Source organism: Corynebacterium bouchesdurhonense (assembly GCF_900078305.2).
Classification (GTDB): Bacteria; Actinomycetota; Actinomycetes; order Mycobacteriales; family Mycobacteriaceae; genus Corynebacterium; species Corynebacterium bouchesdurhonense.
Map to the genome: position 1 here is coordinate 188,523 of NZ_LT546026.1, position 25,060 is coordinate 213,582.

Annotated in this window: 24 protein-coding genes and 1 pseudogene; 14 read left to right on the plus strand and 11 right to left on the minus strand. The window is 68.1% G+C overall.

The window, feature by feature from the left end; all coding sequences use genetic code 11:
* Positions 1 to 33: 33 nt before the first annotated feature.
* The 3 genes from BN4252_RS03055 to mptB all read right to left on the minus strand — a co-directional run bounded on the left by BN4252_RS03055 (position 34) and on the right by mptB (position 3,355).
* Entirely contained in the window at positions 34 to 735 is a 702-nt protein-coding gene (locus BN4252_RS03055) for an ABC transporter permease (protein ID WP_143341157.1), read from the minus strand.
* 75 nt (positions 736 to 810) lie between these two features.
* Positions 811 to 1,734, minus strand: a complete 924-nt coding sequence (locus BN4252_RS03060; RefSeq protein WP_066525412.1) for an ABC transporter ATP-binding protein — start codon at positions 1,732 to 1,734, stop codon at positions 811 to 813.
* Positions 1,727 to 3,355 (minus strand): polyprenol phosphomannose-dependent alpha 1,6 mannosyltransferase MptB, encoded by a 1,629-nt coding sequence (gene mptB, locus BN4252_RS03065; RefSeq protein WP_143341154.1) that lies wholly within the window; start codon positions 3,353 to 3,355, stop codon positions 1,727 to 1,729. The genes BN4252_RS03060 and mptB overlap by 8 nt, the downstream gene beginning before the upstream one ends.
* 140 nt (positions 3,356 to 3,495) lie before the next feature.
* On the opposite strand from mptB, the gene BN4252_RS03070 reads away from it, so the two are divergent.
* From BN4252_RS03070 to BN4252_RS03115, 9 genes are all read left to right on the plus strand, one after another.
* Positions 3,496 to 4,185 (plus strand): helix-turn-helix transcriptional regulator, encoded by a 690-nt coding sequence (locus BN4252_RS03070; protein WP_066525418.1) that lies wholly within the window; start codon positions 3,496 to 3,498, stop codon positions 4,183 to 4,185.
* 93 nt (positions 4,186 to 4,278) lie between these two features.
* Positions 4,279 to 5,685 (plus strand): Fe-S cluster assembly protein SufB, encoded by a 1,407-nt coding sequence (gene sufB / locus BN4252_RS03075; RefSeq protein WP_407641807.1) that lies wholly within the window; start codon positions 4,279 to 4,281, stop codon positions 5,683 to 5,685.
* A 3-nt stretch (positions 5,686 to 5,688) separates the two neighbouring features.
* Positions 5,689 to 6,861 carry a Fe-S cluster assembly protein SufD gene (sufD, locus tag BN4252_RS03080; RefSeq protein WP_066525427.1) on the plus strand — a complete coding sequence of 391 codons (1,173 nt, stop codon included), beginning with the start codon at positions 5,689 to 5,691 and terminating at the stop codon, positions 6,859 to 6,861.
* Between the two features lie 15 nt (positions 6,862 to 6,876).
* Positions 6,877 to 7,632 carry a Fe-S cluster assembly ATPase SufC gene (sufC, locus tag BN4252_RS03085; RefSeq protein WP_066525429.1) on the plus strand — a complete coding sequence of 252 codons (756 nt, stop codon included), beginning with the start codon at positions 6,877 to 6,879 and terminating at the stop codon, positions 7,630 to 7,632.
* Positions 7,632 to 8,885 carry a cysteine desulfurase gene (locus BN4252_RS03090; protein WP_066525432.1) on the plus strand — a complete coding sequence of 418 codons (1,254 nt, stop codon included), beginning with the start codon at positions 7,632 to 7,634 and terminating at the stop codon, positions 8,883 to 8,885. Before sufC ends, BN4252_RS03090 begins: the two co-directional genes overlap by 1 nt.
* Positions 8,882 to 9,349 carry a Fe-S cluster assembly sulfur transfer protein SufU gene (gene sufU / locus BN4252_RS03095; protein WP_066525435.1) on the plus strand — a complete coding sequence of 156 codons (468 nt, stop codon included), beginning with the start codon at positions 8,882 to 8,884 and terminating at the stop codon, positions 9,347 to 9,349. Before BN4252_RS03090 ends, sufU begins: the two co-directional genes overlap by 4 nt.
* Entirely contained in the window at positions 9,350 to 9,748 is a 399-nt protein-coding gene (locus BN4252_RS03100; protein ID WP_066525437.1) for a metal-sulfur cluster assembly factor, read from the plus strand. It abuts the gene before it with no gap.
* A gap of 201 nt (positions 9,749 to 9,949) precedes the next feature.
* Positions 9,950 to 10,381 carry a hypothetical protein gene (locus BN4252_RS11025; RefSeq protein WP_066525439.1) on the plus strand — a complete coding sequence of 144 codons (432 nt, stop codon included), beginning with the start codon at positions 9,950 to 9,952 and terminating at the stop codon, positions 10,379 to 10,381.
* Positions 10,382 to 10,420: 39 nt separating this feature from the next.
* Complete coding sequence (locus BN4252_RS03115) at positions 10,421 to 12,049, plus strand: ABC-F family ATP-binding cassette domain-containing protein (RefSeq protein WP_066525440.1); 1,629 nt, start codon at positions 10,421 to 10,423, stop codon at positions 12,047 to 12,049.
* 35 nt (positions 12,050 to 12,084) lie between these two features.
* Here BN4252_RS03115 and BN4252_RS03120 read toward each other — a convergent pair whose 3' ends face one another.
* Both BN4252_RS03120 and BN4252_RS03125 read right to left on the minus strand, forming a co-directional pair.
* Positions 12,085 to 13,104 (minus strand): hypothetical protein, encoded by a 1,020-nt coding sequence (locus BN4252_RS03120; protein ID WP_066525442.1) that lies wholly within the window; start codon positions 13,102 to 13,104, stop codon positions 12,085 to 12,087.
* Between the two features lie 150 nt (positions 13,105 to 13,254).
* Complete coding sequence (locus BN4252_RS03125) at positions 13,255 to 13,992, minus strand: glutamine amidotransferase (protein ID WP_066525449.1); 738 nt, start codon at positions 13,990 to 13,992, stop codon at positions 13,255 to 13,257.
* An 81-nt stretch (positions 13,993 to 14,073) separates the two neighbouring features.
* Between BN4252_RS03125 and BN4252_RS03130 the strand changes: the two genes are divergently transcribed.
* Positions 14,074 to 14,328, plus strand: coding sequence for a PLDc N-terminal domain-containing protein (locus tag BN4252_RS03130; RefSeq protein ID WP_066525453.1), 255 nt, complete (start codon positions 14,074 to 14,076; stop codon positions 14,326 to 14,328).
* Here the strand turns inward: BN4252_RS03130 and BN4252_RS03135 are convergent.
* Complete coding sequence (locus tag BN4252_RS03135) at positions 14,325 to 15,695, minus strand: PFL family protein (RefSeq protein ID WP_066525457.1); 1,371 nt, start codon at positions 15,693 to 15,695, stop codon at positions 14,325 to 14,327. The two genes, BN4252_RS03130 and BN4252_RS03135, sit on opposite strands and share 4 nt — an antisense overlap.
* A gap of 11 nt (positions 15,696 to 15,706) precedes the next feature.
* A complete protein-coding gene (locus BN4252_RS03140) occupies positions 15,707 to 15,985 on the minus strand; it encodes an ACT domain-containing protein (protein ID WP_066525466.1) in 279 nt (92 codons plus the stop codon).
* Positions 15,986 to 16,088: 103 nt separating this feature from the next.
* Here BN4252_RS03140 and BN4252_RS03145 point away from each other — a divergent pair, with 103 nt between their 5' ends.
* Positions 16,089 to 16,742 carry an NAD(P)H-binding protein gene (locus tag BN4252_RS03145; protein ID WP_066525470.1) on the plus strand — a complete coding sequence of 218 codons (654 nt, stop codon included), beginning with the start codon at positions 16,089 to 16,091 and terminating at the stop codon, positions 16,740 to 16,742.
* Between the two features lie 4 nt (positions 16,743 to 16,746).
* On the opposite strand, the gene BN4252_RS03150 is transcribed toward BN4252_RS03145, so the two are convergent.
* The 3 genes from BN4252_RS03150 to acnA form a co-directional block, all read right to left on the minus strand.
* Positions 16,747 to 17,508, minus strand: coding sequence for a glutamine amidotransferase-related protein (locus BN4252_RS03150; protein ID WP_066525476.1), 762 nt, complete (start codon positions 17,506 to 17,508; stop codon positions 16,747 to 16,749).
* 24 nt (positions 17,509 to 17,532) lie between these two features.
* Positions 17,533 to 18,135, minus strand: a complete 603-nt coding sequence (locus BN4252_RS03155) for a TetR/AcrR family transcriptional regulator (RefSeq protein ID WP_066525481.1) — start codon at positions 18,133 to 18,135, stop codon at positions 17,533 to 17,535.
* Positions 18,136 to 18,292: 157 nt separating this feature from the next.
* Entirely contained in the window at positions 18,293 to 21,073 is a 2,781-nt protein-coding gene (gene acnA / locus BN4252_RS03160; protein ID WP_187370913.1) for an aconitate hydratase AcnA, read from the minus strand.
* A 182-nt stretch (positions 21,074 to 21,255) separates the two neighbouring features.
* Here acnA and BN4252_RS03165 point away from each other — a divergent pair, with 182 nt between their 5' ends.
* Complete coding sequence (locus BN4252_RS03165; RefSeq protein ID WP_143341155.1) at positions 21,256 to 21,738, plus strand: Rv1476 family membrane protein; 483 nt, start codon at positions 21,256 to 21,258, stop codon at positions 21,736 to 21,738.
* Positions 21,739 to 22,217: 479 nt separating this feature from the next.
* On the opposite strand, the gene BN4252_RS11030 is transcribed toward BN4252_RS03165, so the two are convergent.
* Positions 22,218 to 22,577, minus strand: a complete 360-nt coding sequence (locus BN4252_RS11030) for a hypothetical protein (RefSeq protein WP_143341156.1) — start codon at positions 22,575 to 22,577, stop codon at positions 22,218 to 22,220.
* 704 nt (positions 22,578 to 23,281) lie between these two features.
* Between BN4252_RS11030 and BN4252_RS03180 the strand changes: the two are divergent.
* Positions 23,282 to 23,989, plus strand: a pseudogene (locus tag BN4252_RS03180) (NlpC/P60 family protein); the annotation flags it as partial.
* 33 nt (positions 23,990 to 24,022) lie between these two features.
* Positions 24,023 to 25,060, plus strand: a complete 1,038-nt coding sequence (locus tag BN4252_RS03185) for a ferrochelatase (protein ID WP_066525516.1) — start codon at positions 24,023 to 24,025, stop codon at positions 25,058 to 25,060.

The following is a 25,060-nucleotide window of genomic DNA, read 5'->3' on the forward strand; positions in this document are numbered from 1 at the left end:
TGCGGTCTTTAGCTGTGCGGTAGTGTATCCGCCCTAGCCGTCGAAACGGAACCAGCGCGCGGCTGCCGCCACCCCGGCCGCCGCCCAGGCGAGTAGCGAGATCCATGCGGGCGCGTCGAAACCGCCCTGCATGGCCTGGGTGAGCGCGCCGGCGAGCGCAACCGTGGGCACAGCGTTGAACCACCCGGCGTGGGCAATATCACCCGAGTAGGCCACCCAGCCCACCACGCCCATCAGCACCAGCCACAGCAGGTTCGCCAGCGCCAGCACCATCTCCGAGGACAGTGTCCCGCCCATGAGCAGGCCGAGCGATGTGAACACGGCCACGCCCACCAGCAGGGTGATGAGACCCAGAAGCGCGCCGCTGAGGCTCACGCGCCAGCCCAGGAAGGCCGCGAGGGCGCCCAGTACCACCACCTGCACCGCCACCATGGCCAGCACGCCGATGATCTTGCCGGCGATGATTACCCACGCCGGCACGCCGGAGGCGCCGGTGCGCTTCAGCGCGCCGTAGCGGCGGTCGAAGGCCAGCGCGATGGCCTGGCCGGTGAACCCGGCGGAGGCGGCAGCCACGGCGAAGACCATGGGCACGAGCTCGTTGAAGCCGAGGTCTCCGAAGACGGGCACCACCGCGGCGGCAATCAAGAGGGCCGCGGGAACCACGAGGTTGACCAGTAGCTGCTCGCCGTGCCGCAGCATTAGTTTCGCCTCGATGCGGCCCTGGGCGGCGGCCATGCGGGAAAACGGCGCCCGCTGCGGCGCGGGTTCGAACAGGCCCGGCTCGAATTGCCGATGCGTGTGCACTCGGGATCAGCTCCTTAGGTGTCGGCCGGTGGTGTCGAGGAACACGTCCTCAAGCGTGCGGTGCGCCACGCTGAGCTCGCGGATGGACACGTCCTGGCGGGCGGCCTCGGCGGCCAGGGCGGCGATCACCTCGGGGGTGGCGCTTCCGGTGATGCGGTAGTGGTCGGGGCGGGTTTCTTCAACGGTGACGTCGAAAAGCGACAATGCCCGTGCAAGCGCCTCCGGCTCGAAGCGGGAGGCGGTGTCCACGGTGATGGCCGGGAAATCATCGTGCTCCGTCAACTCGGCGGGCGTGCCCTGGCGGATCACGCGGCCGCGGTCCACAATGACCACCTTGTCCGCCAGCGTCTCCGCCTCGTCCATCAGGTGGGTAGTAAGAATCACGGTCACGCCGTCGCTGCGCAGGGCGTTGACGATGTCCCACACCGCGTTGCGTGACTGGGTGTCCAGGCCGGCCGTCGGCTCGTCAAGAAACACCAGCTCGGGGCGGCCGATCAGCGCGAGCGCGAGGGAGAGGCGCTGCTGCTGGCCGCCGGAGAGCCTCCGATACCTGGTGGAAGCGACCCCCTCGAGGCCGAGCAGCTCGATCAGCCAGTCCGGGTCGTGCGGGTTGACGTTATAGGAGGCGGCGAGGCGCAGCATCTCCCGCACGGAGACGCCCGAGTACGAGCCGCCCCCCTGCAGCATGATGCCGATGCGGTCGCGCACCTGCTGGGGCCGGGTGGCGGGGTCGATGCCGAGGACGCGGATCGACCCGGAGGTGGGCCGCTGGAAGCCCTCGCACATGTCCAGCGTGGTCGACTTGCCCGCGCCGTTGGGGCCGAGGAGCGCGAGGATCTCGCCGCGCTCGGCGCTGAACGTCATTCCGTCCACCGCGGTGGTGGTGCCGAACCGCTTCACCACGGAATCAACAACCAGCGCTTTATCCATGGCTGGGTAGTGTAATCCTGCGCGCCCGCGAGCGGAATCCCGCCCACGCCACCAGCGCCAACACCGCGAGCGCGAGCAGCGCGGAGGTGTAGATGCTGGCCACCGTCTCCGACGGCAGCGCCAGCCCGCGGGGCAGTACCACGAAGGAGAACAGCGCTGAGATGGCAACCACGGCGGTGCGCATGGGACGGCGGCGTATCCATGCGGCCAGCGGCAGGATGGCCCAGAGGCAGTACCACGGCTGGATCACGGGGAAGAGCACCACCAGCACCATCGAGGCCACACCGAGGCCGCCAACCGGGTGGATGTTGCCGGCGTACGTTTCCCACAGCATCCGCACGATGAACACGAACGCCACCGCCACGCCGGCCCCGCGGGTGACGGACAGCATGGCGTCGGTGTGGTCGCCGATGCCGAGGCGCATGCCGGCCCAGCCGGCGGCCACGCCCACGTTGGTGGTCAGCGAGTAGATGCTGCGGATCTGCGCGGCGCCGCCCTGGCTGTGTAGCCAGCCGAAGCCGGCACCGCTGGCCACGGATGCCGCCACCGTGGTGGCCGCCAGCAGCGCGGACTGCACCGCGCCGGCCGCCAGGATCGACGTGACGTGGCCCAGCCGCGGCTGCCACGCCCGCGCCAGCGCCATGCCCGTGAAGCCGAGTGCCACGAAGCCCGTCACCTTCACCAGCCCGGCGCAGGACAGCAGCACACCCGAGGCGGCCAGCAGCGCCCACGCCGCGCCACGTCGGGAGCCGGTCACGTGGTCCACGCCGCGCATGCCAAGTTCCATGCCCACGAGGATCAGACCCAGCATCAGCGCCTCGTTGTGGATCCCGGCCACCAGATGCAGGATGGCCAGCGGGTTGACAACGCCCATCCACAGCGCGGTCACCGGCTCCACCCGGCAGCGCCGCGCGAGGCGGGTGGTGGCCCACGCGCCCGCGAGCAGCGCCGCAATGCCCAATAGGCGGTGGGCGATCACGCCGGGCAGTACCGCGTCGCCCGTCAGCCCGGAGATTGCGGCGTTCACGCCCAGCGCGACGGGCCCGTACGGGCTGGGGGAGTGCGCCCAGATAAACGGCACGGAGCGCGCCAGCGGGTGGTCCGGCCCCAGGATCTCCACCGGCCCGGCCGCGTACGGGTCCATGCCCTGGCGCAGGATCGAGCCTTGCGCGAAGTAGGAGTAGATGTCCTGGGTGAACATCGGCGCGGTGCACACGATCGGTGCGATCCACACCAGGTAGGTGCGCATGAGGGAGCGTTTGCTTATCGACGCCCGCCCCCCGAACGCCCCCACATGCGGGGCCATCAGCAGCCAGGCGGCCACCAGCATGCCCACGCCCACAAACACCACGGCGGTGGAGGTCTGCAGCATCCTGCCCATCAGCGCCCCGCCCGGGAACGCGAACCACGGGTTGCTCACCACCGGCAGGGCGCCGGCGCCGAGGCCGCCGACCCCGATGAGCACGGGGCCGACCGCGCCGAGCCAGCGCAGCCAGGAGTAGGGCACGGCGTAGGGGACGGCGTGAGGCGCGCCGAGGGTGCGCAGCGCCCCGCGCCACGAGTGCAGCGTCGCCTTCGCGCGCACCAGGCGCGCGCTCCGCCGGCTCTGCCCGATTCTCACGGGATCACAGTGTACGGGGGCGTCGGCAAGCAAAAGCTCCAGCCCCGAGGCAAGGTGACCCTGAGGGGCGAAATGAATTAACGCACACTAGTGTTGTGAAAAGGCGAGCGGAGAATCCGAGCCCGGTTGGAGGTGAAGCGATGGCGGAACGCAAACGCAGCGTCGGCGGGGACACCCGGCACGCGGTGATGGCGCAGATGCTCAAGCGCGGACCGGTCGCCGCGGCCGATATCGCCGAGGAGCTGGGAATTTCCCCCGCCGGGGTGCGCCGCCACCTGGACATCCTCCTCGAGGAATCCCTGGTGGAAACTTGCCGGCCCAACCAGGTTGCGGGCGAGGAGGCATCGCGGGGACGCCCCGCCAAGCACTACCGCCTCACGGACCTCGGGCGCAGCCAGTTCGGTGAGAGCTACGAGGACATCGCGGTGGGCGCGCTCGACATGGTGCGTCGGCTGGGCGGCAGCGACGCGGTGGGCGAGTTCGCACGGCAGCGCGTCGAGGCGATGCTGGGGGGTATCCCCGGTGTGAACGACGGAGCCGAGCGGGCCCCCGAGGACGTGGTGCGCGATGTGGCCGCGGCGCTGGAGCGAAACGGCTACGCCGTAACGCTGGACAGCGCCGGCGGCGGCGTGCAGATCTGCCAGCACCATTGCCCCATCTCCTCGGCCGCGGCCGCCAACCCCGAGCTGTGCGAGGCGGAGCACGAGGCCATCTCGGCGCTGGTGGGGCGCCACGTGCAGCCGCTCGCGCTGATCGCGGACGGCCACGGGGTCTGCACCACCAACATCCCGCTCCCGCCGCGGGCTTCGCCCGGTGAGCACCCCGGATGATGAGCACTACAACCTCCACACACACGCAAAAACCAAAAGGAGCGGAAAAAGACTATGACGAAGGCAACTCCCGCGCCCGGCCTAGAGACGCCGATGAACGATGACCAGATCATCGAGTCCATTGGCGCGTACAACTACGGCTGGCACGACTCGGACGCGGCGGGCGCCTCTGCGCGCCGCGGCCTGAACCAGGACGTGGTCAAGGACATCTCGGCCAAGAAAGGCGAGCCGGAGTGGATGCTGAACCAGCGCCTGAAGGCTCTGGACATCTTTGACAAGAAGCCGATGCCCACCTGGGGCGCGGACCTTTCCGGCATCGATTTCCAGAACATCAAGTACTACGTGCGCTCCACCGAGCAGCAGGCCGCCAGCTGGGAGGACCTGCCGGAGGACATTAAGAACACGTACGACAAGCTGGGCATCCCCGAGGCGGAGAAGCAGCGCCTGGTGGCCGGCGTGGCGGCCCAGTACGAGTCCGAGGTGGTCTACCACCAGATCCGCGAGGACCTCGAGGCCAAGGGCGTCATCTTTGTCGACACCGACACTGCGCTGCGTGAGCACGAGGAGCTGTTCAAGGAGTACTTCGGCACCGTCATCCCGGCGGGGGACAACAAGTTCTCCGCCCTGAACTCTGCCGTGTGGTCCGGCGGCTCCTTCATCTACGTGCCCAAGGGCGTGCACGTGGACATCCCGCTGCAGGCCTACTTCCGCATCAACACCGAGAACATGGGCCAGTTCGAGCGCACCCTGATCATCGTCGACGAGGACGCCTACGTGCACTACGTGGAGGGCTGCACCGCGCCGATTTACAAGTCGGATTCGCTGCACTCCGCCGTGGTGGAGATCATTGTGAAGAAGGGCGGCCGCTGCCGCTACACCACCATCCAGAACTGGTCGAACAACGTCTACAACCTGGTGACCAAGCGCGCCAAGGCCGAGGAGGGCGCCACCATGGAGTGGGTGGACGGCAACATCGGTTCCAAGGTGACCATGAAGTACCCGGCCGTGTGGATGACCGGCGAGCACGCCCGCGGCGAGGTCCTCTCCGTGGCCTTCGCCGGCGAGGGCCAGTTCCAGGACACCGGCGCGAAGATGGTGCACCTGGCCCCGCACACCTCGTCCACGGTGGTGTCCAAGTCCGTCGCCCGCGGCGGCGGCCGCTCCGCGTACCGCGGCCTGATCCAGGTCAACCCGAACGCGCACCACTCCGTGTCCAACGTGGAGTGCGACGCGCTGTTGGTGGACGACATCTCCCGCTCCGACACCTACCCGTACAACGACATCCGCAATGACCGGGTCACGCTCGGCCACGAGGCGAAGGTGTCCAAGGTGAGTGAGGAGCAGCTGTTCTACCTCATGTCCCGCGGCATCCCGGAGGAGGAGGCCATGGCGATGATCGTGCGCGGCTTCGTCGAGCCCATTGCCAAGGAGCTGCCGATGGAGTACGCCCTCGAGCTCAACCGCCTCATCGAACTGCAAATGGAAGGATCGGTGGGCTAACCGATGACTGAAACTGTGAACCCCGTACGCAACGCCACGCCCCACAACAACAAGGGCGATGTGTTCCAGTCCTTCGACGTTTCGGACTTCCCGGTTCCGGGCGGCCGCGACGAGGTCTGGCGCTTCATCCCGCTCCGCCGCCTCCGCGGGCTGCACGATGGCACGTTCGCCCCGGTCGCCGAGGTGCAGGTGCGTGTCGACGCCCCCGAGGCGGTAGAAGTGGAGCAGGTGGCGCCTTCCGACGATCGCCTCCGCGTCGCAGGCGGCCCGGTGGACCGCGTCGCCGCCCAGGCGTGGAGCGCCGCTGAGACGGCCACGATCATCTCCGTGCCGGCAGATGTCGTGCTGGAGGAGCCCATCACCATCACCATCACCGGTGCGGGCCTCGACGCGACCACCTTCGCCACCATCCTGGTGGAGACGGGGCGCCACTCCGAGGCCACCGTGCTGGTGCGCTACGAGGGTTCCGGCACCCACGCCGACAACCTGAACTGGCACATCGGCGAGGGCTCCCACGTCAACGCCGTGGTTGACACCCAGTGGGAGCGCGACGCCGTGCACCTGGGACAGCAATCCATCAAGGTGAACCGCGACTCGCGCCTGCACCACACCGTGGCCGCGTTCGGCGGCGAGGTTGTGCGCATCACCCCGCGCGTGACGTTCACCGAGCCGGGCGCGGACGTGGAGCTGGACGGCGTGTACTTCGCCGACGCCGGGCAGTACATCGAGAACCGCATGCTGGTGGACCACTCGGTGCCCAACTGCCGCTCCAACGTGCTGTACAAGGGCGCGCTGCAGGGCGACCGCGGCTCCGAGCTGCCCGAGGCCCGCACCTGCTGGGTGGGAGACGTGTTGATCCGCGCAAACGCGAAGGGCACCGACACCTACGAGACCAACCGCAACCTGGTGCTCACGGACGGCGCCCGGGCGGACGCAGTGCCGAACTTGGAGATCGAGACCGGCGAAATTTCCGGGGCCGGCCACGCCGCGACGGTGGGCCGCTTCGACGATGACCAGCTGTTCTACCTCCAGTCACGCGGCATCCCCGAGCGGGAGGCGACGCGGCTGATCATCCGCGGCTTCTTCAACGAAGTCCTGAACCAGATCCCGGTCGAGTCTGTGCGCGACGAGCTGATCGCGCGCGTCGCCGGCGAGCTCGAGCTGTCCAACAACTAAGAAAGAACCTGCGCAATGTCTACTTTGGAAATCAAGAACCTGCACGCCAACGTCCTGCCCACCGAGGAGGGCCAGGAGGCCAAGCCCATTCTCAAGGGCGTCAACCTCACCATCAACGGCGGCGAGACCCACGCCATCATGGGCCCGAACGGCTCCGGCAAGTCCACGCTCGCCTACACCCTGGCCGGCCACCCGCGCTACGAGGTGACCGAGGGCGAGGTGCTGCTCGACGGCGAGAACGTGCTCGAGATGGACATCGACGAGCGCGCCCGCGCGGGCCTCTTCTTGGCCATGCAGTACCCCGTCGAGGTGCCGGGTGTGTCCTCGTCCAACTTCATGCGCTCCGCCGTGACCTCCGTTCGCGGCGAGGCCCCGAAGCTGCGCGAGTGGGTCGGCGAACTCAACGCGGCCCGCGAGCAGCTGCAGATGGACGCCTCCTTCTCCGAGCGCTCCGTCAACGAGGGCTTCTCGGGCGGGGAGAAGAAGCGCCACGAGGTCATGCAGCTCGCGCTGTTGAAGCCGAAGTTTGCCGTGATGGACGAGACCGACTCCGGCCTCGACGTCGACGCGCTGCGCATCGTCTCTGAGGGCATCAACCGCTACCAGGAGGAGACCGGCGGCGGCGTGCTGATGATCACCCACTACAAGCGCATCCTCAACTACGTGCACCCGGACTTCGTCCACGTCTTTGCCAACGGCCAGATTGTCACCACCGGCGGGGCGGAGCTCGCGGACCAGCTCGAGGCTGAGGGTTACGAGAAGTTCGTCTAATGAGCTATTTGCTTTCCGACGGCACCCTGGACACCGACGCGATCCGCGCCGAGTTCCCGATCCTCTCGCGCACCGTGCGCGGGGGCAAGCCTTTGGTCTACCTGGACTCGGGCGCAACCTCCCAGCGCCCGCAGCGGGTGTGGGACGCGGAGCGCGACTTCGTGCTGAACACCTTCGCGCCCGTGCACCGCGGCTCCTACCAGCTGGCGGAGGAGGCGACCGACGCCTACGAGACGGCCCGCGACACCATCGCTGCGTTCGTCGGCGCGCGGGGCGACCAAATCGCCTTCACCAAAAACGCCACCGAGGCGCTGAACCTGGTGGCCTACGTGCTCGGCGATGATCGCGCGGGCGACCTGCGGGTGCGCGAGGGCGACACTATCGTGGTCACCGAGCTGGAGCACCACGCGAACCTGGTGCCGTGGCAGGAGCTGGCCCGCCGCACCGGCGCGACCCTGAAGTGGTACGCGATGACCTCCGACGGTCGCATCGACCTCGATTCCCTCGAGCTGGACGAGACGGTGAAGGTGGTCGCCTTCACCCACCAGTCCAACGTCACCGGCGCGCACGCCGACGTGGAGGAGATGGTCCGCCGGGCGAAGGCGGTGGGCGCGGTCACCGTGCTCGACGCCTGCCAGTCGGTGCCGCACATGCCGGTGGATTTCGGGGCGTTGGACGTGGACTTCGCCGCGTTCTCCGGCCACAAGATGTGCGGCCCCTCCGGCGTCGGTGCCGTGTACTCCAAGCACCTGGACCAGCTGCCTCCGTTCCTCACCGGCGGCTCCATGATCGAGGTGGTGCACATGGACCACTCCACCTACGCTCCGGCGCCGCAGCGCTTCGAGGCGGGCACCCAGATGACCTCCCAGGTGGTTGGCCTGGGCGCCGCGGTGGGGCTCCTGCGCGAGATCGGGATGGACAACGTGCAGGCCCACGAGCAGCGCCTCACCGCCTACGCGCTCGAGCGGATGCAGGAGATCGAGGGCCTGCGCATCGCGGGCCCGCTCACGGCCGAGCGCCGCGGCGGGGCGATCGCGTTCACGGTCGAGGGCGTGCACCCGCATGACCTCGGGCAGGTGCTGGACAGCGAGGGCGTAGCCATTCGCACCGGCCACCACTGCGCTTGGCCCGCCCACCGAGGGCTCGACCTCCAGGCCACGTCGCGGGCCAGCTTCTACCTTTACAACACGATGGACGAGGTTGATGCTCTGGTTGCGTCGATAAGCAAAGCGAAGGAGTTTTTCGCGCGATGAACCTTGAAGCGATGTACCAGGAAGTGATCCTGGACCACTACAAAAACCCGCAGCACGCGGGGCTGCGCGAGCCGTACGAGGCCGAGGTGCACCACGTGAACCCGTCGTGCGGAGACGAGATCACGCTGCGCGTGCACCTCTCGGAGGACGGCGAGACCGTCGAGGACGTGTCCTACGCGGCCGAGGGCTGCTCGATTTCCCAGGCATCCACCTCCGTGATGGCGGAGGAGCTAATCGGGCAATCCGTGGGCGCCGCCTACAAGAAGCTGCAGGCCTTCGAGGAGATGGTCACGTCGCGCGGCCAGCTCGAAGGCGACGCGGAGCAAATCGGCGACGGCGTGGCGTTCGCCGGCGTGGCCAAATTCCCCGCGCGCGTGAAGTGCGCCCTGCTGGGGTGGAAGGCGTTCGAGGCCGCCACCGCGGAGGCTGCGGACGCCGCGAGTTCTAGGGAGAAGGAGAAGTAAATGACCGAAGCAGGAATCGGTGGGCCGCCGCAGCCGGAGCAGCCGGCGCGGCCGACCCAGACGGAGGAACAGCTCAAGCTGGTCGGCGACGTGGAGGAGTACCTGCACGACGTGATCGACCCCGAGCTGGGCATCAACGTGGTGGATCTCGGCCTGGTCTACGACATCTGGATCGAAAAGGCCGAGTCCGGCGCGCAGACGGCCGTGGTCAACATGACCCTGACGTCGCCGGCTTGCCCGCTGACCGACGTGATCGAGGACCAGGCCGTTCAGGCGGTCGTGCCGAACACGGCGGTGGACGCGGTGGAGATCAACTGGGTGTGGATGCCGCCGTGGGGCCCGCACCTGATCACCGAGGAGGGCCGGGAGCAGCTCCGCGCCCTCGGGTTTGCGGTGTAGCGCTAGGCTGAGGCCATGCGCTTTCCCCCACGTTGCGCCGGAACCGCGGCTACGCTCGCGTGCGCCGTTTCTCTAGCCGCCTGCGGCCCGGCCGAAATAGAGGAACCCCCGGTGCGCGCGACACCGATTTCCTCCTCGCCGTCTTCTGCGCCTTCTGCGTCTTCTGCGCCTTCGCCTTCGCCTTCGCCTTCGCCGCAGACCGTGACCGAGACGGTTTCGGAGACCGCATCCGCGTCGGCTTCTGCGGCCGCAGCTCCTAGCGTTGCCGCGGCCCAACTGGACGGCGTCATCACGGTCGCCGGGCTGGGGGAGGCCGGCGAGGAGGCGTCGTACCCCGCTTGCGACGGGCGGGCGATCCTGATCCTCGACTCGGTGGTGGACGAGGGCAACAACGGCGCCGCGATGCCCGACATTGCCCGGCAGGTGCTCGCGGCGCACCCGAGCGGGAAGCCGGTCCACTTCACGGTGCCGGGTGCGTGCCCGTCGCTGCGGGCACAGGTGGACGGGGCGAATATCTACCCCATCTACATCGACTACGGCAGCGACGTCGAGGCGATGTGCCGCGCCAAGGCAACCTACGGCGGTAACGGCCGGATCCTCGGCAACGTGGCGGAGTACATCGATCCCTGCTAGTACGCAGGCCATTTGACCTCGCTTGTAAGGTATCTACCCGTGATTGTCACCAATGATCTCGAGGTTCGCGTCGGTGCACGCACGCTTCTCGACGCCCCCGGGCAGCACCTCCGGGTCCAGCCGGGCGACCGCATCGGGCTGGTAGGCCGCAACGGCGCGGGCAAAACCACCACGATGCGGATCCTGGCGGGGGAGACGGAGCCCTACGGCGGTTCGGTGGCCCGGTCGGGCGACATCGGCTACCTCCCGCAGGACTCCAAGGAGGGCGACATCGAGCAGACCGCCCGGGACCGCGTGCTTTCCGCGCGCGGCCTCGACGAGATCCAGCGCTCTATGGCGAAGCAGCAGCGGATCATGGAGACCACCGACGGCGCGGAGCGCGACAAGGCCATTCGCAAGTACTCCCGCCTCGAGGAGCGCTACCAGGCGCTCGGCGGCTACGAGGCCAACGCCGAGGCGGCCCAGATCTGCGACAACCTGGGCCTGCCCGAGCGCGTCCTCGACCAGCAGTTGAAGACGCTTTCCGGCGGCCAGCGCCGCCGCGTGGAGCTGGCCCAGATCCTCTTCGCCTCCCGCTCCGGCTCGGGCAAGTCCGCCACGACGCTGCTCCTAGACGAGCCCACCAACCACCTCGACGCGGACTCCATCGCGTGGCTGCGCACCTTCCTGTCCAAGCACGAGGGCGGCCTGCTTATGATCTCCCACGACGTGGAGCTCCTCGACGCGGTGTGCAACAAGGTCTGGTTCCTCGACGCCGTCCGCGCTGAGGCGGACGTGTACAACATGGGCTTCACCACCTACCAGAAGGCGCGCGCAGAGGACGAGGCGCGCCGCCGTCGCGAGCGCGCTAACGCCGAGAAGAAGGCCTCCGCGCTGCAGAAGCAGGCGGCCAAGCTGGGGGCGAAGGCGACGAAGGCCGCAGCAGCGAAGCAGATGCTGGCCCGCGCCGAACGCATGATGGGCGAGCTGGACGAGGTGCGCGTCGCCGACAAGTTCGCCTCCATCTCCTTCCCGGAGCCCGCGCCCTGCGGCAAGACCCCGCTCCACGGCAAGGGGCTGACCAAGATGTACGGCTCACTCGAGGTGTTCGCGGGGGTTGACCTGGCCATCGACAAGGGCTCGCGCGTGGTGGTGCTGGGTACCAACGGCGCGGGCAAGACCACCCTGTTGAAGCTCCTTGCCGGGGTGGAGCGCACCGACGGGGAGGGCGGCTTGGTCACCGGCCACGGCCTCAAGATCGGTTACTTCGCCCAGGAGCACGACACCATTGACGGCGACAAGACGGTCTGGGAGAACACCATCGAGGCGTGCCCCGACGCCGGGCAGCAGGACCTGCGCGGCCTGCTGGGCGCGTTCATGTTCTCCGGCGACAAGCTCGACCAGCCGGCGGGCACGCTCTCCGGCGGCGAGAAGACCCGCCTCGCCCTGGCCACGCTCGTCTCCTCGCGCGCGAACGTGCTGCTTCTCGACGAACCCACCAACAACCTCGACCCGCAGTCCCGCGAGCAGGTCCTCGACGCGCTCAAGACCTACACCGGAGCCGTCGTCCTCGTCACGCACGATCCGGGCGCGGTCCGCGCGCTCGAGCCGGAGCGGGTCATCATCATGCCGGAGGGCGACGAGGATCTCTGGAGCGACGAGTACATGGAGATCGTCGAGCTGGCGTGATGCCGGGGATCCTCCGGGACGCGTCCCTGAGCCGCCTAGAACGGCGCGGGCCTGATGCCCGCGTAGCCTCGCTTCCACCCGTAGCGGTTGTGGTAGTCGGGGGCCATTGAAATTCCTCTTTCCCGGAAGATCTGGTGCAGTTCCTTGCGGATGCGGCCCGCTCCGCTTTTGTGCAGTTTCTCTTCGGCGAGGACGGAAGCGTCGGCCCCCTCCAAACGCAGCATGCCCCCGGGGCAGTCAACAACGATGATGGGGCAATCGTTGGAGAAGCAAGACTGCTCAACGTTGAGTAGTGCGCCACAGGTTTCGAACGGAACAACGACTGGGTCGATGCCGTTACACGCCTTGATGATCCCGGTTGTGGCCAGCTCCGGCTTGTTAACGATAGAGCGGTCCGTGTCCCGCAGCCAGGACATCACGCAGCTGAGCGCATCCGGCCCGTTGTGCGGCATGTGCACGCGCACTCCTGACGCTGAGGCGCCGTCGCGTTCGAAGATGATGAAGGCATTTCCGGCCGAAGCTGTGGGCGCGAAGCGATCTAGCGCTTGTGTCAACCGGGTGAAGAACGTGGTGCTCAGTTCTTTTGCGTTGGGTGCATCGAAAGGCCCGCGCAGCACCGCTGGCCCGTCGGGATGCTTGATCGCAATCTCCTTGCCGGGGTAGTCGATTCGGAGGTGCCACACTCGGTCTGTGATCTCCCCTGTGAGGGGCAGCGTGCGCCCGTGGTCGTCGGGAGCGAAGACAGGTAGGCCGGTTAGTTCTTCGGAGTTTCCGTGGAAGACTCGGATATCGTCGAATTTTGCGTGCTGCTCCAGCACTTCCTTCATACCTTGGAGCGGGTCGACGGTGTTGATGTCGTGGATCGCGATCGCCTCGAGGATTCGCGAGATTGCGGAGGGGCCGTAATCGGGGCCCCGGACGGTAAGCCCGAGTTCCATGCCGTCTTCCGCGCGTTCGAAAATGACGTCCACTTCGTTTACGGCATAACCGGACTCGTACTCACCATAGTCATGGGGGCCGTAGCTGCCGTGGTAGTCGGAGTATTCCTCGCTCATCGGTGTCCTTTCGCGTTAGTTCCGGCCGTACTACGAATGGTTCGAAAGCCGGTAGCGATGATGTAACGCGAAAAGAGTGGCGGGCGGAAGATGCAGCAGCGCGGATGCGCACTGAAATGCACAGGCCGGGGTGGTAGTGCCCCGGCAAACTTAGAACTGCGCGTAGCGCTCTGCGAAGTTGCGCAGAATCGAATTGCTGTAGGCGTAGTCGTGGGCGTACGCGGTGGCGAGGATGTCCTCGAACACGTCCAGGTTGAAGTAGCCCAGGTGCGAGTACAAACGCAGGCGGGCCTCGAGGGTCTGCGCTGTGAGCTCTGGGTGGAATTGCGTGGCGTACACGTTCTGTTTTACGCGGAACATCTGTGTTGGGCAGACGGTGCCCGTGACCAGCAGGGTCGCGCTATCGGGCAGCTCGCTCACCGCCTCCTTGTGGCCCACGAGGGTGGGGAAGGACTCCGGCAGGCCGCGCAGGAGAGGGTCGGCGGCCCCATCTGGGGTGAGCATCACCTCGATCATGCCCGCCTCCTCCGCGTACTCGCTGCCCAGGCGCGCCCCGATCGCCGTCCCCACGGCACCGATGCCGTAGCAGGCGCCCATCATGGGGAAGTCGCGGTCGATGACCTCCGCCACCAGCGTGCCAATCTCGCGCTCCACGCGCAGCTGCAGCTCGCTCTTCACCGCGTCGGTGTTGTTGAACGGGCTTCCGCCGAGGATCACGCCCGAGTACCTATCCAGGTCCACCTCGCCCAACGGCCCCTGCTCGAGGCGGCGCTGTTCCATGGCCTCGAGCGGCACGCGCATTTTGGAGCAGAATGAGCTGTGCTCCTCGGTAGCGGCGGCATCCTCGGGGCGTGTGCTGAGCAGCAGGAAGGGGCGCTTTGCGGTCATTCGTTTAACGGTACAGCGTGCCCCCGCGCTTCGGGGCATTTGTTTGCCCTCTGCTTGTCGACGCCCCTGTACACTCGCACCATGTCCAAAAACTCGAAGAACTCGTCCCTCTCCCGCACCCTCAAGGACGGCTGGAAGGCCCTGAACAAGGGGCAGAAGAAGCTCGTGGGCGGCCTTGCCGCCGTCGACGCCGCCGGCAAAGCCTTCGCGCTGCGCGACCTCGCCCGCACGGACTCCCGCCGGCTGCGCGGCCCGAAGTTCCTGTGGGCACCGGTCATCGGCGCGGTGAACACGTTCGGCTGGGCTGCCTACTTCCTGGTGGGCAAGAAGCGCTAGTTGCGGAACCCGTGCACCGGCGCTGGGATGAACCCGCCGCGCCGGATGAAGGTGGCGTTGCCCACCTCGCTGACGGGGATCACGGGGGCGTAGCCGAGGAGGCCGCCGAAGTTGACCTCGTCGCCGGGCTTGGTGCCGGGCACTGGGATCAGGCGGGCCGCGGTGGTCTTGTGGTTCATCACGCCGATCGCGGCCTCGTCCGCGATCATGCCGGCGATCAGCTCGGCGGAGGTGTCGCCCGGGATGGCGATCATGTCGAAGCCTACGGAGCAGATCGAGGTCATCGCCTCCAGCTTGTCCATGGTGATGGAGCCGGCGCGCACCGCGTCGATCATGCCCTGGTCCTCGGAGACGGGGATGAAGGAGCCGCTCAGGCCGCCGACGCGGGAGCAGGCCATCATGCCGCCCTTCTTCACCGCGTCGTTGAGCAGGGCGAGGGCGGCGGTGGTGCCGTGCGTGCCCACTTGGTCCAAGCCCATGCGCTCGAGGATGTGCGCCACCGAGTCGCCCATCTCCGCGGTAGGTGCCAGCGAGAGGTCCACGATGCCGAAGGGCACCCCGAGCCGCTCGGAGGCCATCGTGCCCACCAGCTGGCCCGCGCGGGTGATCTTGAACGCGGCCTTCTTAATCTCCTCGGCCACATCGTTCAGGGATGCTCCCTCGAGGGAGCCGATGGCGTTGTCCACCACGCCGGGCCCGGAGACGCCTACGGAGACCACGGTGTCCGGCTCCTCGATGCCGTGGAACGCGCCGGCCATGAACGGGTTGTCGCCCACGGCGTTGGCAAAGACCACCAGCTTGGCGCAGGCGATGGAGGACTCCTCGGCAGTGAGCTCCGCGGCCTCCTTGATCACGCGGCCCATTTGCGCCACCGCGTCCATGTTGATGCCGGCGCGCGAGGTGGCCACGTTCACCGAGCCGCACACGTTGCCCGTTACTGACAGCGCCTCGGGGATGGAGGCGATGAGGCGGGAGTCCGCCTCGGTGGCGCCCTTCTCCACCAGCGCTGAGTAGCCGCCCACGAAGTTCACGCCCAGCTCAGCGGCGGCGCGGTCCAGCGCGCGGGCGATCTCCACCGGGCTGCCCTCCACCCCCGCCGCGACGAGCGAGATGGGGGAGACTGAGATGCGCTTGTTCACGATCGGGATGCCCAGCTCGCGCTCGATGCCCTCGCACACCGGCACCAGCCGCGCGGCTCGGGTGGTAACGCGGTCGTACACCGCCTGGGCTGTGGCCTCCATCGTGGCGCGCGTGCAGCCGATCAGGGAGATGCCCATGGTCACCGTGCGGATGTCCAGGCGGTAGTCCTCGATCATGTGGATCACGTCGAGGATGCTGCGGGAGCGCACGTCGAATTCCTTAGCCATGCTGCGCGCCCCTAGATCTCGTTCATCGCGGTGAACAGGTCCTCGGACTGGATCCGCACCACCACGCCCAGCGCCTCGCCCGCCGACGCGAGGTGGTCCTGCAGGGCGCCCATGTCCACCCCGCCGTCCTGGCCGCTGGGCAGTTCGACGCGCATGATCATGGTGAAGTACTCGTCCATCAGCGTCTGGGAGACGTCGACGATGTTGAGCCCGCGCTCGGCGGCGGCGTTGGCCACGCCGGCGATGATGCCCACGCGGTCGTGTCCAGTGGTGGTGATGATTGCGTGCATAGCAAAGCACTTTAGCGCCGCGGCGCCGTGTCGGCGTGGATGGGTAGTGTGGCGTTGGAAGGGGGCGTCGACAAGCGAATGCTCCCGGAAGGAGATGGTGTTAATGGCATATGTACTGGTACTCGGCGCGGGCGGGAACGTCTCCCGGCACACGGTGCCGAAGCTCCTCCGCGGCGATCATGCAGTCAGCGCCCTGGTGCACAACCCCGAGCACGCGGCGCGGCTCGCCGAGGCGGGGGCGACCGTGATCGTTCAGGACCTGACCGAGCTGGACCAGGAGGGTTGGGCGCGGCTGCTCACCCCCTTCGACGTGGTGGTGTGGTCCGCGGGCGCGGGCGGCGGCAGCGCAGAGAAGACCTACGCGGTGGACCGCGACGCGGCGCTGGCGATGATCGACGCGCTGGAGGAGCTGGGCGAGTACGCGCCGTTCTTGGTCAACGTCTCCTACGCGGGCGCGAAGGACGCCTCCGTGGAGGACGACGGGTCGTCGTGGTACGCGTACGTGGAGGCGAAAAAGGCGGTGGACCGCCGCCTGCTGGGCTCGGAGCTGCGCCACCAGATCCTGGGCCCGACGATGCTCACCGACGACCCCGCCGAGGGGCTGCGCCAGCTCGAGGGCGGGGCGAGCGAGGGCTCGGAGACCCCGCGGGAACTGGTAGCCGACGTGATTGTGGAGGCTGTGGAGCGCGGCGAGCCCTTCGCCGCCAATCCCTTCGAGTTCGAGGCGGGGCCGCAGGCGGTATCTGAGATCAGCTAGGCGCTCAGTTCGAGGCTGCCGGGGACGCGGGCCTCGTCTGCTCCGCGAAGCAGTAGCGGGCGAATGACTGGACCAGCCCGTTCGCGGCGGCAACGTCGTGGTTGGGCAGGTCGGCCACGATGCGCGCGTACTCCTCGGCTGGGAAGTAGCCGTAGTCGTGGTAGAAGTCCATGCGCGTCTGCATGGCCGCGGCGTCCATCTCTGCGTGGAACTGCGTCGCCCACACCCGGTCCCGGTAGCGCACGATCTGCACCGCACCGTCCGGCGTGGTGGCGAGCAGCTGCAGCGCCCCCGGCACGGTCTCCGGGTTCTCGGTGTGGCCCGTTAACGCCGTGAAGGTGTCGGGCGCTGGGCCGAGCAGGACATCCGCTCGCCCCTCTTCGGTCACGCACACCGTGGTGGGCCCGGAGTCCTCCGGGTGGCTGCGGCCGCCCTCACCGCCGGCGTAGTGCACCAGCCAGGACAGGCCGAAGCACACGAAGAATACCGGCAGGTCGCGCTCCACCAGGTCGGCGAGCAGCGCGTGCACGTGCTTCTGGTAGGCGCTGTACCCGCCCTCGGCGGGGACGTTCAGGGAGCTGCCGCCCGCGATCCCGCCGGCGATGCCGTCCAGCGGCCCAATCGCGGCGGGGGGGCCGTCGATGATGCGGTGCACCCCCTCGCCCTCCTCCAGCCCCGCCGATTGAAGCACGTCGTGGTACTCGGCGCGGGCGACCGCGGGGCCGATCTCGCCGTCGCGGAGGGAGAGGAAGAGCAGTTGAGGCATGCGCGAGATTCTATACCGCTTGGTCTATTTTTCAGAATCCGCCTGCCCGGAGCCTTCGAGCTTGCTTGCCGACGCCCCCTTGCGGATCGTCTCCTCCACCAGCACCAGCATCCGGTCCAGGCGGTCCGCCGGCTCCCCGGCCGCGAGCTTCATGATGAAGCCCTCCAGCACCGTTTCCAGGTAGGTGTGCAGCACCTCGAGGGGGACGTCGTCGCGCAGCGCGGTGTTGGAACGCAGGCGCTCGAGCACCGCCTGGTCCAAAACCTCTTGGTGCATGCGCCACCGCTCCTCGAACTCCGGGTCGGTGCGCAGTTTGCGGATGATCTCCGCGCGGGTGATGAACCAGTCGTTCTCATCGCGGTGATTGAGCATGTCCCGCATGACCTCCACGAGGCCCTGGCGGCTCACCACCTCCGCCTGGCGCTGCGCGTCCTCGCTGACGATGGCCAGGAACAGCGACTCCTTGTCCCCGAAGTGGTGGAAGATGGCGCCGCGGGTCTTGCCCGTGGCCTCCTCGAGCCGGGCCACCGTGGCGCCCTCGAAGCCGTAGCGCGCGAAGCAGAGCCTGGCCGCGTCAATGATCTCCTGGCGGCGCCGCTGCAGTTCGGCGGAGCTGATGATCGGCATGGCGTGTCCTCCTCGGGGGCGGGTCGGGCTGAAATGCGCGGGCGGTATGCGGCATGTATGCGGGGCACAAAGGGGGAGGGGCCTCCCGGGGGGGAGGGGCCTCCCGGGGTGGAAACCCTGGTCAGCCCCTCCGCAGGTGGCGAGCTACGCGGGTGCGCTAGCTCTTCACCATCTGGCGCAGCACGTACTGCAGGATGCCGCCGTGGCGGTAGTACTCAGCCTCACCCGGCGTATCCACGCGGACTACCGCGTCGAACTCGATGTCCTCGGCGCCGTCCTTGGAGGCGGTGACGTGGACCGTCTTGGGGATGGAGTCGCCCTCGTTGAAGTCGGTGATGCCGGAGATGGTGAAGGTCTCCGTACCGTCCAGGCCGAGGGAGGCGTGGGACTCACCCTCCGGGAACTGCAGCGGGAGCACGCCCATGCCGATGAGGTTCGAGCGGTGGATGCGCTCGAAGGACTCGGCGATCACGGCGCGCACGCCCAGCAGGTTGGTGCCCTTCGCTGCCCAGTCGCGCGACGAGCCGGTGCCGTACTCCTTGCCGGCGATGACCACGAGCGGGATGCCCGCCTCCTGGTAGTTCATCGCGGCATCGTAGATGAAGGCCTGCGGTGCGCCCTCCTGGGTGAAGTCGCGGGTGTAGCCGCCCTGCTCGTCCACCAGCTCGTTGCGCAGGCGGATGTTGGCGAAGGTGCCGCGCACCATCACCTCGTGGTTGCCGCGGCGGGAGCCGAAGGAGTTGTAGTCCTGGCGCTCGACACCGTGGGCGTCAAGGTAGTCCGCCGCCGGGGTGCCCGGCTTGATGGAGGAGGCGGGGGAGATGTGGTCGGTGGTCACCGAGTCGCCCAGCTTGGCCAGCACGCGGGCGCCCTGAATGTCCTCCACTGCCTCCGGCTGCTCCGGCATGCCGTCGAAGTACGGGGCCTTGCGGATGTAGGTGGAGTCCTCGTTCCAGTCGAAGGTCTGCCCCTGCGGGATGTCCAGGCCCTGCCACTGCTCGTCGCCCTTGAACACGTCGGCGTAGTCGGCTTCGTACATTTCGCGGGAGATGGTGGAGGCGATGGTCTCCTCGATCTCCTCGGTGGACGGCCAGACGTCCTTCAGGAAGACGTCGTTGCCATCCTGGTCCTGGCCCAGCGGCTGGGTCTCGAAGTCGAAGTCCATGGTGCCGGTGATGGCGTAGGCGATGACCAGGAGTGGGGACGCGAGGTAGTTCATCTTCACGTCCGGGGAGATGCGGCCCTCGAAGTTGCGGTTGCCGGAGAGGACTGCGGTGGCGGTGAGGTCGTACTCGTTGATGGCCTCGGACACCTCGGCCGGCAGCGGGCCGGAGTTACCGATGCAGGACGCGCAGCCGAAGCCGGAGAGGTAGAAGCCCACGGCCTCCAGGTCCTTCCACAGGTCGGCGCGCTCGTAGTAGCCGTCCACCACCTGGGAACCCGGCGCCATAATGGTCTTCACCCACGGCTTGGCGCGCAGGCCCTTCTCGGCGGCCTTCCGCGCAAGCAGCGCGGCGCCGACCATCACGGACGGGTTGGAGGTGTTGGTGCAGGAGGTCACGGCCGCGATGGCAACCATGCCGTGGTCGAGGGTGTACTCGCCGCCCTGCGGGGATTCGACGATGACCGGCTTGGAGGCGCGGCCCTCGGAGCCCTCGGCCGCAGACTCGCCGTTGGCCGGCCAGGACTCGTTGTAGGAGACGGCCTCAACCTTGTCGGCGCGAACCGGCTCGGCGGTGCCTTCGCCGGCGGTGTTGTAGTCCGGCAGCTGGTTGCGGAAGGTCTCCTTGGCGTCGGAAAGCAAGATGCGGTCCTGCGGGCGCTTCGGGCCGGCGATGGACGGCACCACGGTGGACAGGTCCAGCTCGAGGTACTCGGAGTACTCGGCCTCGGCGGCGTCCTGCTCCAGCCACATGCCCTGCGCCTTGGCGTAGGCCTCCACGCGGTCGATGTCCTCCTGGGAGCGGCCGGTGAGGTGGAGGTAGTTGATGGTCTCCTCGTCGATCGGGAAGATCGCGCAGGTGGAGCCGAACTCCGGGCTCATGTTGCCGATGGTGGCGCGGTTGGCCAGCGGGATTTCCTTCACACCGTTGCCGTAGAACTCCACAAACTTCTGCACCACGCCGTGCTGGCGCAGCATCTCGGTGATGGTGAGCACCACGTCGGTGGCGGTCACGCCGGCCGGGATCTCGCCGGTGAGCTTGAAGCCAACCACGCGCGGGATGAGCATGGACACCGGCTGGCCCAGCATGGCGGCCTCGGCCTCGATGCCGCCGACGCCCCAGCCGAGGATGCCCAGGCCGTTCTCCATGGTGGTGTGGGAGTCGGTGCCGATGCAGGTATCCGGGTAGGCAACGCCCTCGTTGTCGAAGACGACGCGGGAGAGGTACTCGATGTTCACCTGGTGGACGATGCCGGTCCCCGGGGGCACAACGCGGAAGTTGGAGAAGTTCTCGGCGCCCCAGCGCAGGAACTGGTAGCGCTCCTCGTTGCGCTGGTACTCGATCTCGACGTTCTTGTCCAGGGCGTTCTCGGAGCCGAAGGCCTCAATGATCACCGAGTGGTCAATGACCATCTCGGCCGGGTTCAGCGGGTTGACCTGGTCCGGGCTGCCGCCGAGGGTGCTCACGGCCTCGCGCATGGTGGCGAGGTCCACCACGCAGGGCACGCCGGTGAAGTCCTGCATGAGGACGCGGGCCGGGGTGAACTGGATCTCCACGGACGGCTCCGCGGACGGGTCCCAGTTGGCGATGGCGTTGATGTGGTCCGCGGTGACGTTCTTGCCGTCCTCGGTGCGGAGCAGGTTCTCGCCGAGCACCTTCAGGGAGTAGGGAAGCTTCTCCATGCCCTCAACAGCGTCGAGCGCGAAATAGTCGTAAGACTTGTCGCCGACCTCGAGTGTCTTCTTGGCGTTGAAGGAGTTCTTGCTTTCAGCCATAGTGAGCTCCATTTCTCGTCGTTGTACCAATATTCTTGGGGTAACTGACCCATGGCGGTCAGTGCTCAAGTCTAAGCGACCAGCCACAGTTCCACGCAGATAATAACAGTACGCACGTAATGTTTTTGGCTTCGGCGCGCCACTCGCCGGTTTTGCATTGCTTGTCGACGATCATGGGCACCGTGACCCCAGCCCAAAACCCAGCCATCCTCGACTTGGCCAACCTTGCCGAGCAGCTGCGCGGGGACGGGGTGGCGTTCCGCGACCCGGCCGCGGCGGACCCGGCGCTCGAGGCGGATATCGCCGGAGCACTTGCACGGGCACCGGGTGGGTCATCGGCCGGCGTCGTGGTGGTAGACGCCACAGCCGCGGGCCCGGCGCAGCTGCGCGACGCCGCCCAGGACCTGCAGCTGGCCACCGGCCTCGACACGGTGATCGTCCGCACCCCAGACCTGGCCATCGCTGTCAGCGAAGAGCTGACCCGCGCGCAGGTGGAGCGCGGGCAGGCGGCCATGGCGGTCCAACCCGACTACGCGGCGGGGGTTCGCGAGTTCTATGTGGCCGCGGACGGATTTTCCGTGCCGTGGGGCCTCGCCGGAATCCTCGCCGTACTCGCCGCCGCGGCCGTTGTGGCGGCCACCGTGGCCGCGGCCCGCAGACCCTAAAGTCAAGCCTTCCAACTTGTCCGACGACAGTGCTGGAAGACATGTGATCAACGTCACGTTTCTTCGAGGCGTGTCATTACCGCAGGTGGGTGGCATCTATTGTCATCGTTTGCGGCTTTACTGGTGTTACAGATGGTAAAGGTTGTGCAACAGACTGATTACGTGACGTATGGTCTCCCTGTCGGCTCGTGGGTCGGCATTGACCCCAAGGGAATACAGCAGCACCGGGTAGCGCGGCTCTAGTCAAGCCGCGCACACGGACGGCACGGGCATGTGGGGAAGCACGCCAGGCGCCGGAAGAAGCGCGGTGCCGTTGGATCCGGGGTCGGTGCCGGGCTGCCGGGCCCGCATCAGTAGTCACCAATTCGTCCGCGCATCAAGGCTGCATCCTTGCCGGCGGTGGAGGGCATTCGTCACGCCCGCGTCCCCCCGCCAGCAGGCGTCGCCGGCGTGCGCGGTGTGAGGAGCACCCACGTGGTTCACCCGTTCAAGGGCACCCGCGCTGCCCGGTCGCGCATGGCGCGCGTCGGGCTCGGCGCGTTCGCCTGCACGACCACCATCACCATCGCCTCGGCGCTCGTCACGCCGGTGGCTGGCGCCCAGTCCTCTGCGGGATCCGCGGCTCGCCTGGTCTCCGCGGTCGCGGACGCGCAGTCCGACGTGGATGCCCTGCAGCTGGGCATCGGCGACCTGCAGGAGAGCGTCAACCAGGCCTTTGTCGACCTACGTGACGCCCAGGCGCGGGCGGAACAGGCCCGGCGCGCGTCCTCGGAGGCCGCGGAGCGCCTCGCCGCAGCCGAGGAGGCGGTCACCGAGGCCCGCAAGTCGCTCGAGGACATCACCCGCGCCCAGTACCGCGGCACCGCCCAGTCTGGCGTGGTTGGGGCTTTGGCAGGGGAGGACGGCCAGAAGGACGCGCTCGATCGTGCGGGCTATCTGCGGCAGCGGAGCGTCGAAAAGCGAGAGGCCCTTGAATCGGTTGAGCGGGCGCGTACCGAGGCCGCGAACGAGGAGTCGCTGGCGCGCGAGGCGAGCCAGCTGGCCAGCGCGTCCGAGGAGGACGCAAAGCGGGCCGAGGAGCGCACCCGGGAGCTGCTCGAATCCAGGCAAGCGGAGCTTGCCGGGCGCGAGTCTGAGCTCGCGGCGGCCCAGGCCCAGCTGAGCGAGGCGAAGGCGCAGCTGGACCAGGCTCTTATACTCATCATACGCCGCCGCCCTGCTGACCCGTCGTTCACCCGCTGTCACCTTCGTGCCGGCCTACCCCCCGACCCTTCTCCCCCTCCGCCCCTCCCTCCCCTACGACCCCGAGCGGGTGGATCCGGAGGACATCGAGCGCGTGCAGCGCCAGGTGGAACAGCTCGCCCCCGAAGCGGAGGCGCCGAGCCGCGAGGAGGTTGCGCGGGCCCTCGCCACTGCCCAGACGGCTCAGACGGCCCAGACTGGCGCAGCCCCGCAGTCGGAAGCGGCCGAAGCCGACGCCCAGCCCGAACCGCAGGTCCAGTTCACCGACGAGGTGGTGGATCAGGCCGCGTCGATCGCCGCGGCAACGGCGCTGGTGGGCGAGTCACAGGCGCCCCACGCAACCTTCGCGGACCCCTACGCCGCGCGCGGGCGCCTGTCCCAGGGCGACGCCCGCGAGATCATCGGCGCCTTTGTGGGCGGGTTCCAGACCGGCCTGGGCCTTGGTGCCGCGGGTGCCGCGGGTGCCGCAGAGGCCGCGGGCTCTCCGGCCGAGTCGCTTCCGCAGGCATCCAGCACGGTCGGCGACATCTCCGACACGCTCCTTGGCCTGCTGCCGGAGGTCTCCACCCCGGACACCGTCACCGAGGCGGTGCAGGAAACGGTGCAGGCGGCTGGCAGCGCGTCGGTCGAGGCCGTGATCGCCCGCGCCCAGTCCATGGTGGGTACCCCGTACGTGTGGGGCGGCGGGGACGCCAACGGCCCCACTACCGGCGTCAACGGCGGATCCCTCTCCGGCTTCGACTGCTCGGGCCTAGTGTTGTACGCCTACTCGGCCGCGGGCATCTCGCTGCCGCACTACACCGGCTACCAGTATCAGCGCGGCACCCAGGTTGATCCGAGCGAGGCGAAGCGCGGTGACCTCCTCTTCTGGGGTCCGGGCGGCAGCCAGCACGTGGCCATCTACCTCGGCGACGGCATGATGATCGAGGCGCCGCAGGCCGGCCAGAACGTCTCCGTGGTGCCGGTGCGCTGGGCGGGAATGTCTGACAAGGCGGTGCGGCTGCTTTAGGCCGCCTGCTTGGGCCTGCTTTAAGCTTGGGCTATGGCCCTAGCTGACTACGATGCCCTCCTCGTCCTTTCCTTCGGCGGCCCCGAAGGCGAGGACGAGGTTATTCCATTTCTTGAGAACGTCACCCGCGGCCGCGGCATCCCCCGCGAGCGGTTGGCAAAGGTGGGGGAGCACTACTTCCACTTCGGCGGCGTGAGCCCCATCAACCAGCAGAACCGCGACCTAATCGCCAACATCGAGGCCGAGCTCGCCCAGCGCGGACACGAGCTCCCCGTCTACTTCGGCAACCGCAACTGGCACCCCTTCGCGGAGGACGCGGCGCGCCGCATCGCCGAGGACGGCCACGCGAACGTGCTCGTTTTCGCCACCAGCGCCTGGGGTGGCTACTCTGCGTGCCGCCAGTACGACGAGGACATCACCCGCCTGCGCGAGGTAACCCCGGGGGTGGAATACACCAAGCTGTGGCAGTTCTACGGCAACCCCGTCTTTGTGGAGCTCATGGCCGACCGCCTCGCCGACGCCGTCCGCCGAGCCCCGGAGGGAGCCGCAGCGGGCACCACGCGGGTGCTCTTCACCGCCCACAGCGTGCCCACCGCCGCCGACGAGGCCGCGGGCGGCCCGGGCAACGGGCACCTCTACTCCCGCCAGGTGGCGGAGGCGGCGCGCCTCATCGCCGACCGGGCGGGCGTTGGCGAGTACGAGCTGGTGTGGCAGTCCCGCTCCGGCAACCCGCGCACCCCGTGGCTGGAGCCGGACGTGGTGGACCGCGCCACCGAGCTGCACCGCGACGCCGGCATGGAGCACCTCATCTGCGTGCCCGTCGGTTTCATCACGGACCACATGGAGGTGGTCTGGGACCTGGACACCGAGCTCAAGCAGGCCTGCGACGAGATAGGCGTGAGCCTGGACCGGGTACCCACCGCTGGCCTCGATCCGCGGTTCGCGGCCATGGTGGTGGACATCGCCGAGTGCGTCGCCCAGGGCATCGAGCCCCAGACGCTCTCCACCGTCACCGTCCAAGGCTGCACGGTCAACGGCGCCCCCTGCGCGCCCCAGTGCTGCGCCAGGTAA

Coding starts and splice junctions, on each gene's coding strand:
- BN4252_RS03055 (WP_143341157.1), bottom strand. CDS start 735: ATGGCCGCCGCCCAGGGCCGCATCGAGGCGAAACTAATGCTGCGGCAC.
- BN4252_RS03090 (WP_066525432.1), top strand. CDS start 7,632: ATGAGCTATTTGCTTTCCGACGGCACCCTGGACACCGACGCGATCCGC.
- BN4252_RS03125 (WP_066525449.1), bottom strand. CDS start 13,992: ATGACCGCAAAGCGCCCCTTCCTGCTGCTCAGCACACGCCCCGAGGAT.
- sufB (WP_407641807.1), top strand. CDS start 4,279: ATGAACGATGACCAGATCATCGAGTCCATTGGCGCGTACAACTACGGC.
- BN4252_RS03140 (WP_066525466.1), bottom strand. CDS start 15,985: ATGCACGCAATCATCACCACCACTGGACACGACCGCGTGGGCATCATC.
- sufU (WP_066525435.1), top strand. CDS start 8,882: ATGAACCTTGAAGCGATGTACCAGGAAGTGATCCTGGACCACTACAAA.
- BN4252_RS03145 (WP_066525470.1), top strand. CDS start 16,089: ATGGCATATGTACTGGTACTCGGCGCGGGCGGGAACGTCTCCCGGCAC.
- BN4252_RS03070 (WP_066525418.1), top strand. CDS start 3,496: ATGGCGGAACGCAAACGCAGCGTCGGCGGGGACACCCGGCACGCGGTG.
- BN4252_RS03135 (WP_066525457.1), bottom strand. CDS start 15,695: ATGGCTAAGGAATTCGACGTGCGCTCCCGCAGCATCCTCGACGTGATC.
- BN4252_RS03100 (WP_066525437.1), top strand. CDS start 9,350: ATGACCGAAGCAGGAATCGGTGGGCCGCCGCAGCCGGAGCAGCCGGCG.
- BN4252_RS03130 (WP_066525453.1), top strand. CDS start 14,074: ATGTCCAAAAACTCGAAGAACTCGTCCCTCTCCCGCACCCTCAAGGAC.
- sufD (WP_066525427.1), top strand. CDS start 5,689: ATGACTGAAACTGTGAACCCCGTACGCAACGCCACGCCCCACAACAAC.
- BN4252_RS11030 (WP_143341156.1), bottom strand. CDS start 22,577: ATGTCCTCGAGCGACTTGCGGGCCTCGGTGACCGCCTCCTCGGCTGCG.
- acnA (WP_187370913.1), bottom strand. CDS start 21,073: ATGGCTGAAAGCAAGAACTCCTTCAACGCCAAGAAGACACTCGAGGTC.
- BN4252_RS03150 (WP_066525476.1), bottom strand. CDS start 17,508: ATGCCTCAACTGCTCTTCCTCTCCCTCCGCGACGGCGAGATCGGCCCC.
- BN4252_RS03185 (WP_066525516.1), top strand. CDS start 24,023: ATGGCCCTAGCTGACTACGATGCCCTCCTCGTCCTTTCCTTCGGCGGC.
- sufC (WP_066525429.1), top strand. CDS start 6,877: ATGTCTACTTTGGAAATCAAGAACCTGCACGCCAACGTCCTGCCCACC.
- BN4252_RS03120 (WP_066525442.1), bottom strand. CDS start 13,104: ATGAGCGAGGAATACTCCGACTACCACGGCAGCTACGGCCCCCATGAC.
- BN4252_RS03060 (WP_066525412.1), bottom strand. CDS start 1,734: ATGGATAAAGCGCTGGTTGTTGATTCCGTGGTGAAGCGGTTCGGCACC.
- BN4252_RS03155 (WP_066525481.1), bottom strand. CDS start 18,135: ATGCCGATCATCAGCTCCGCCGAACTGCAGCGGCGCCGCCAGGAGATC.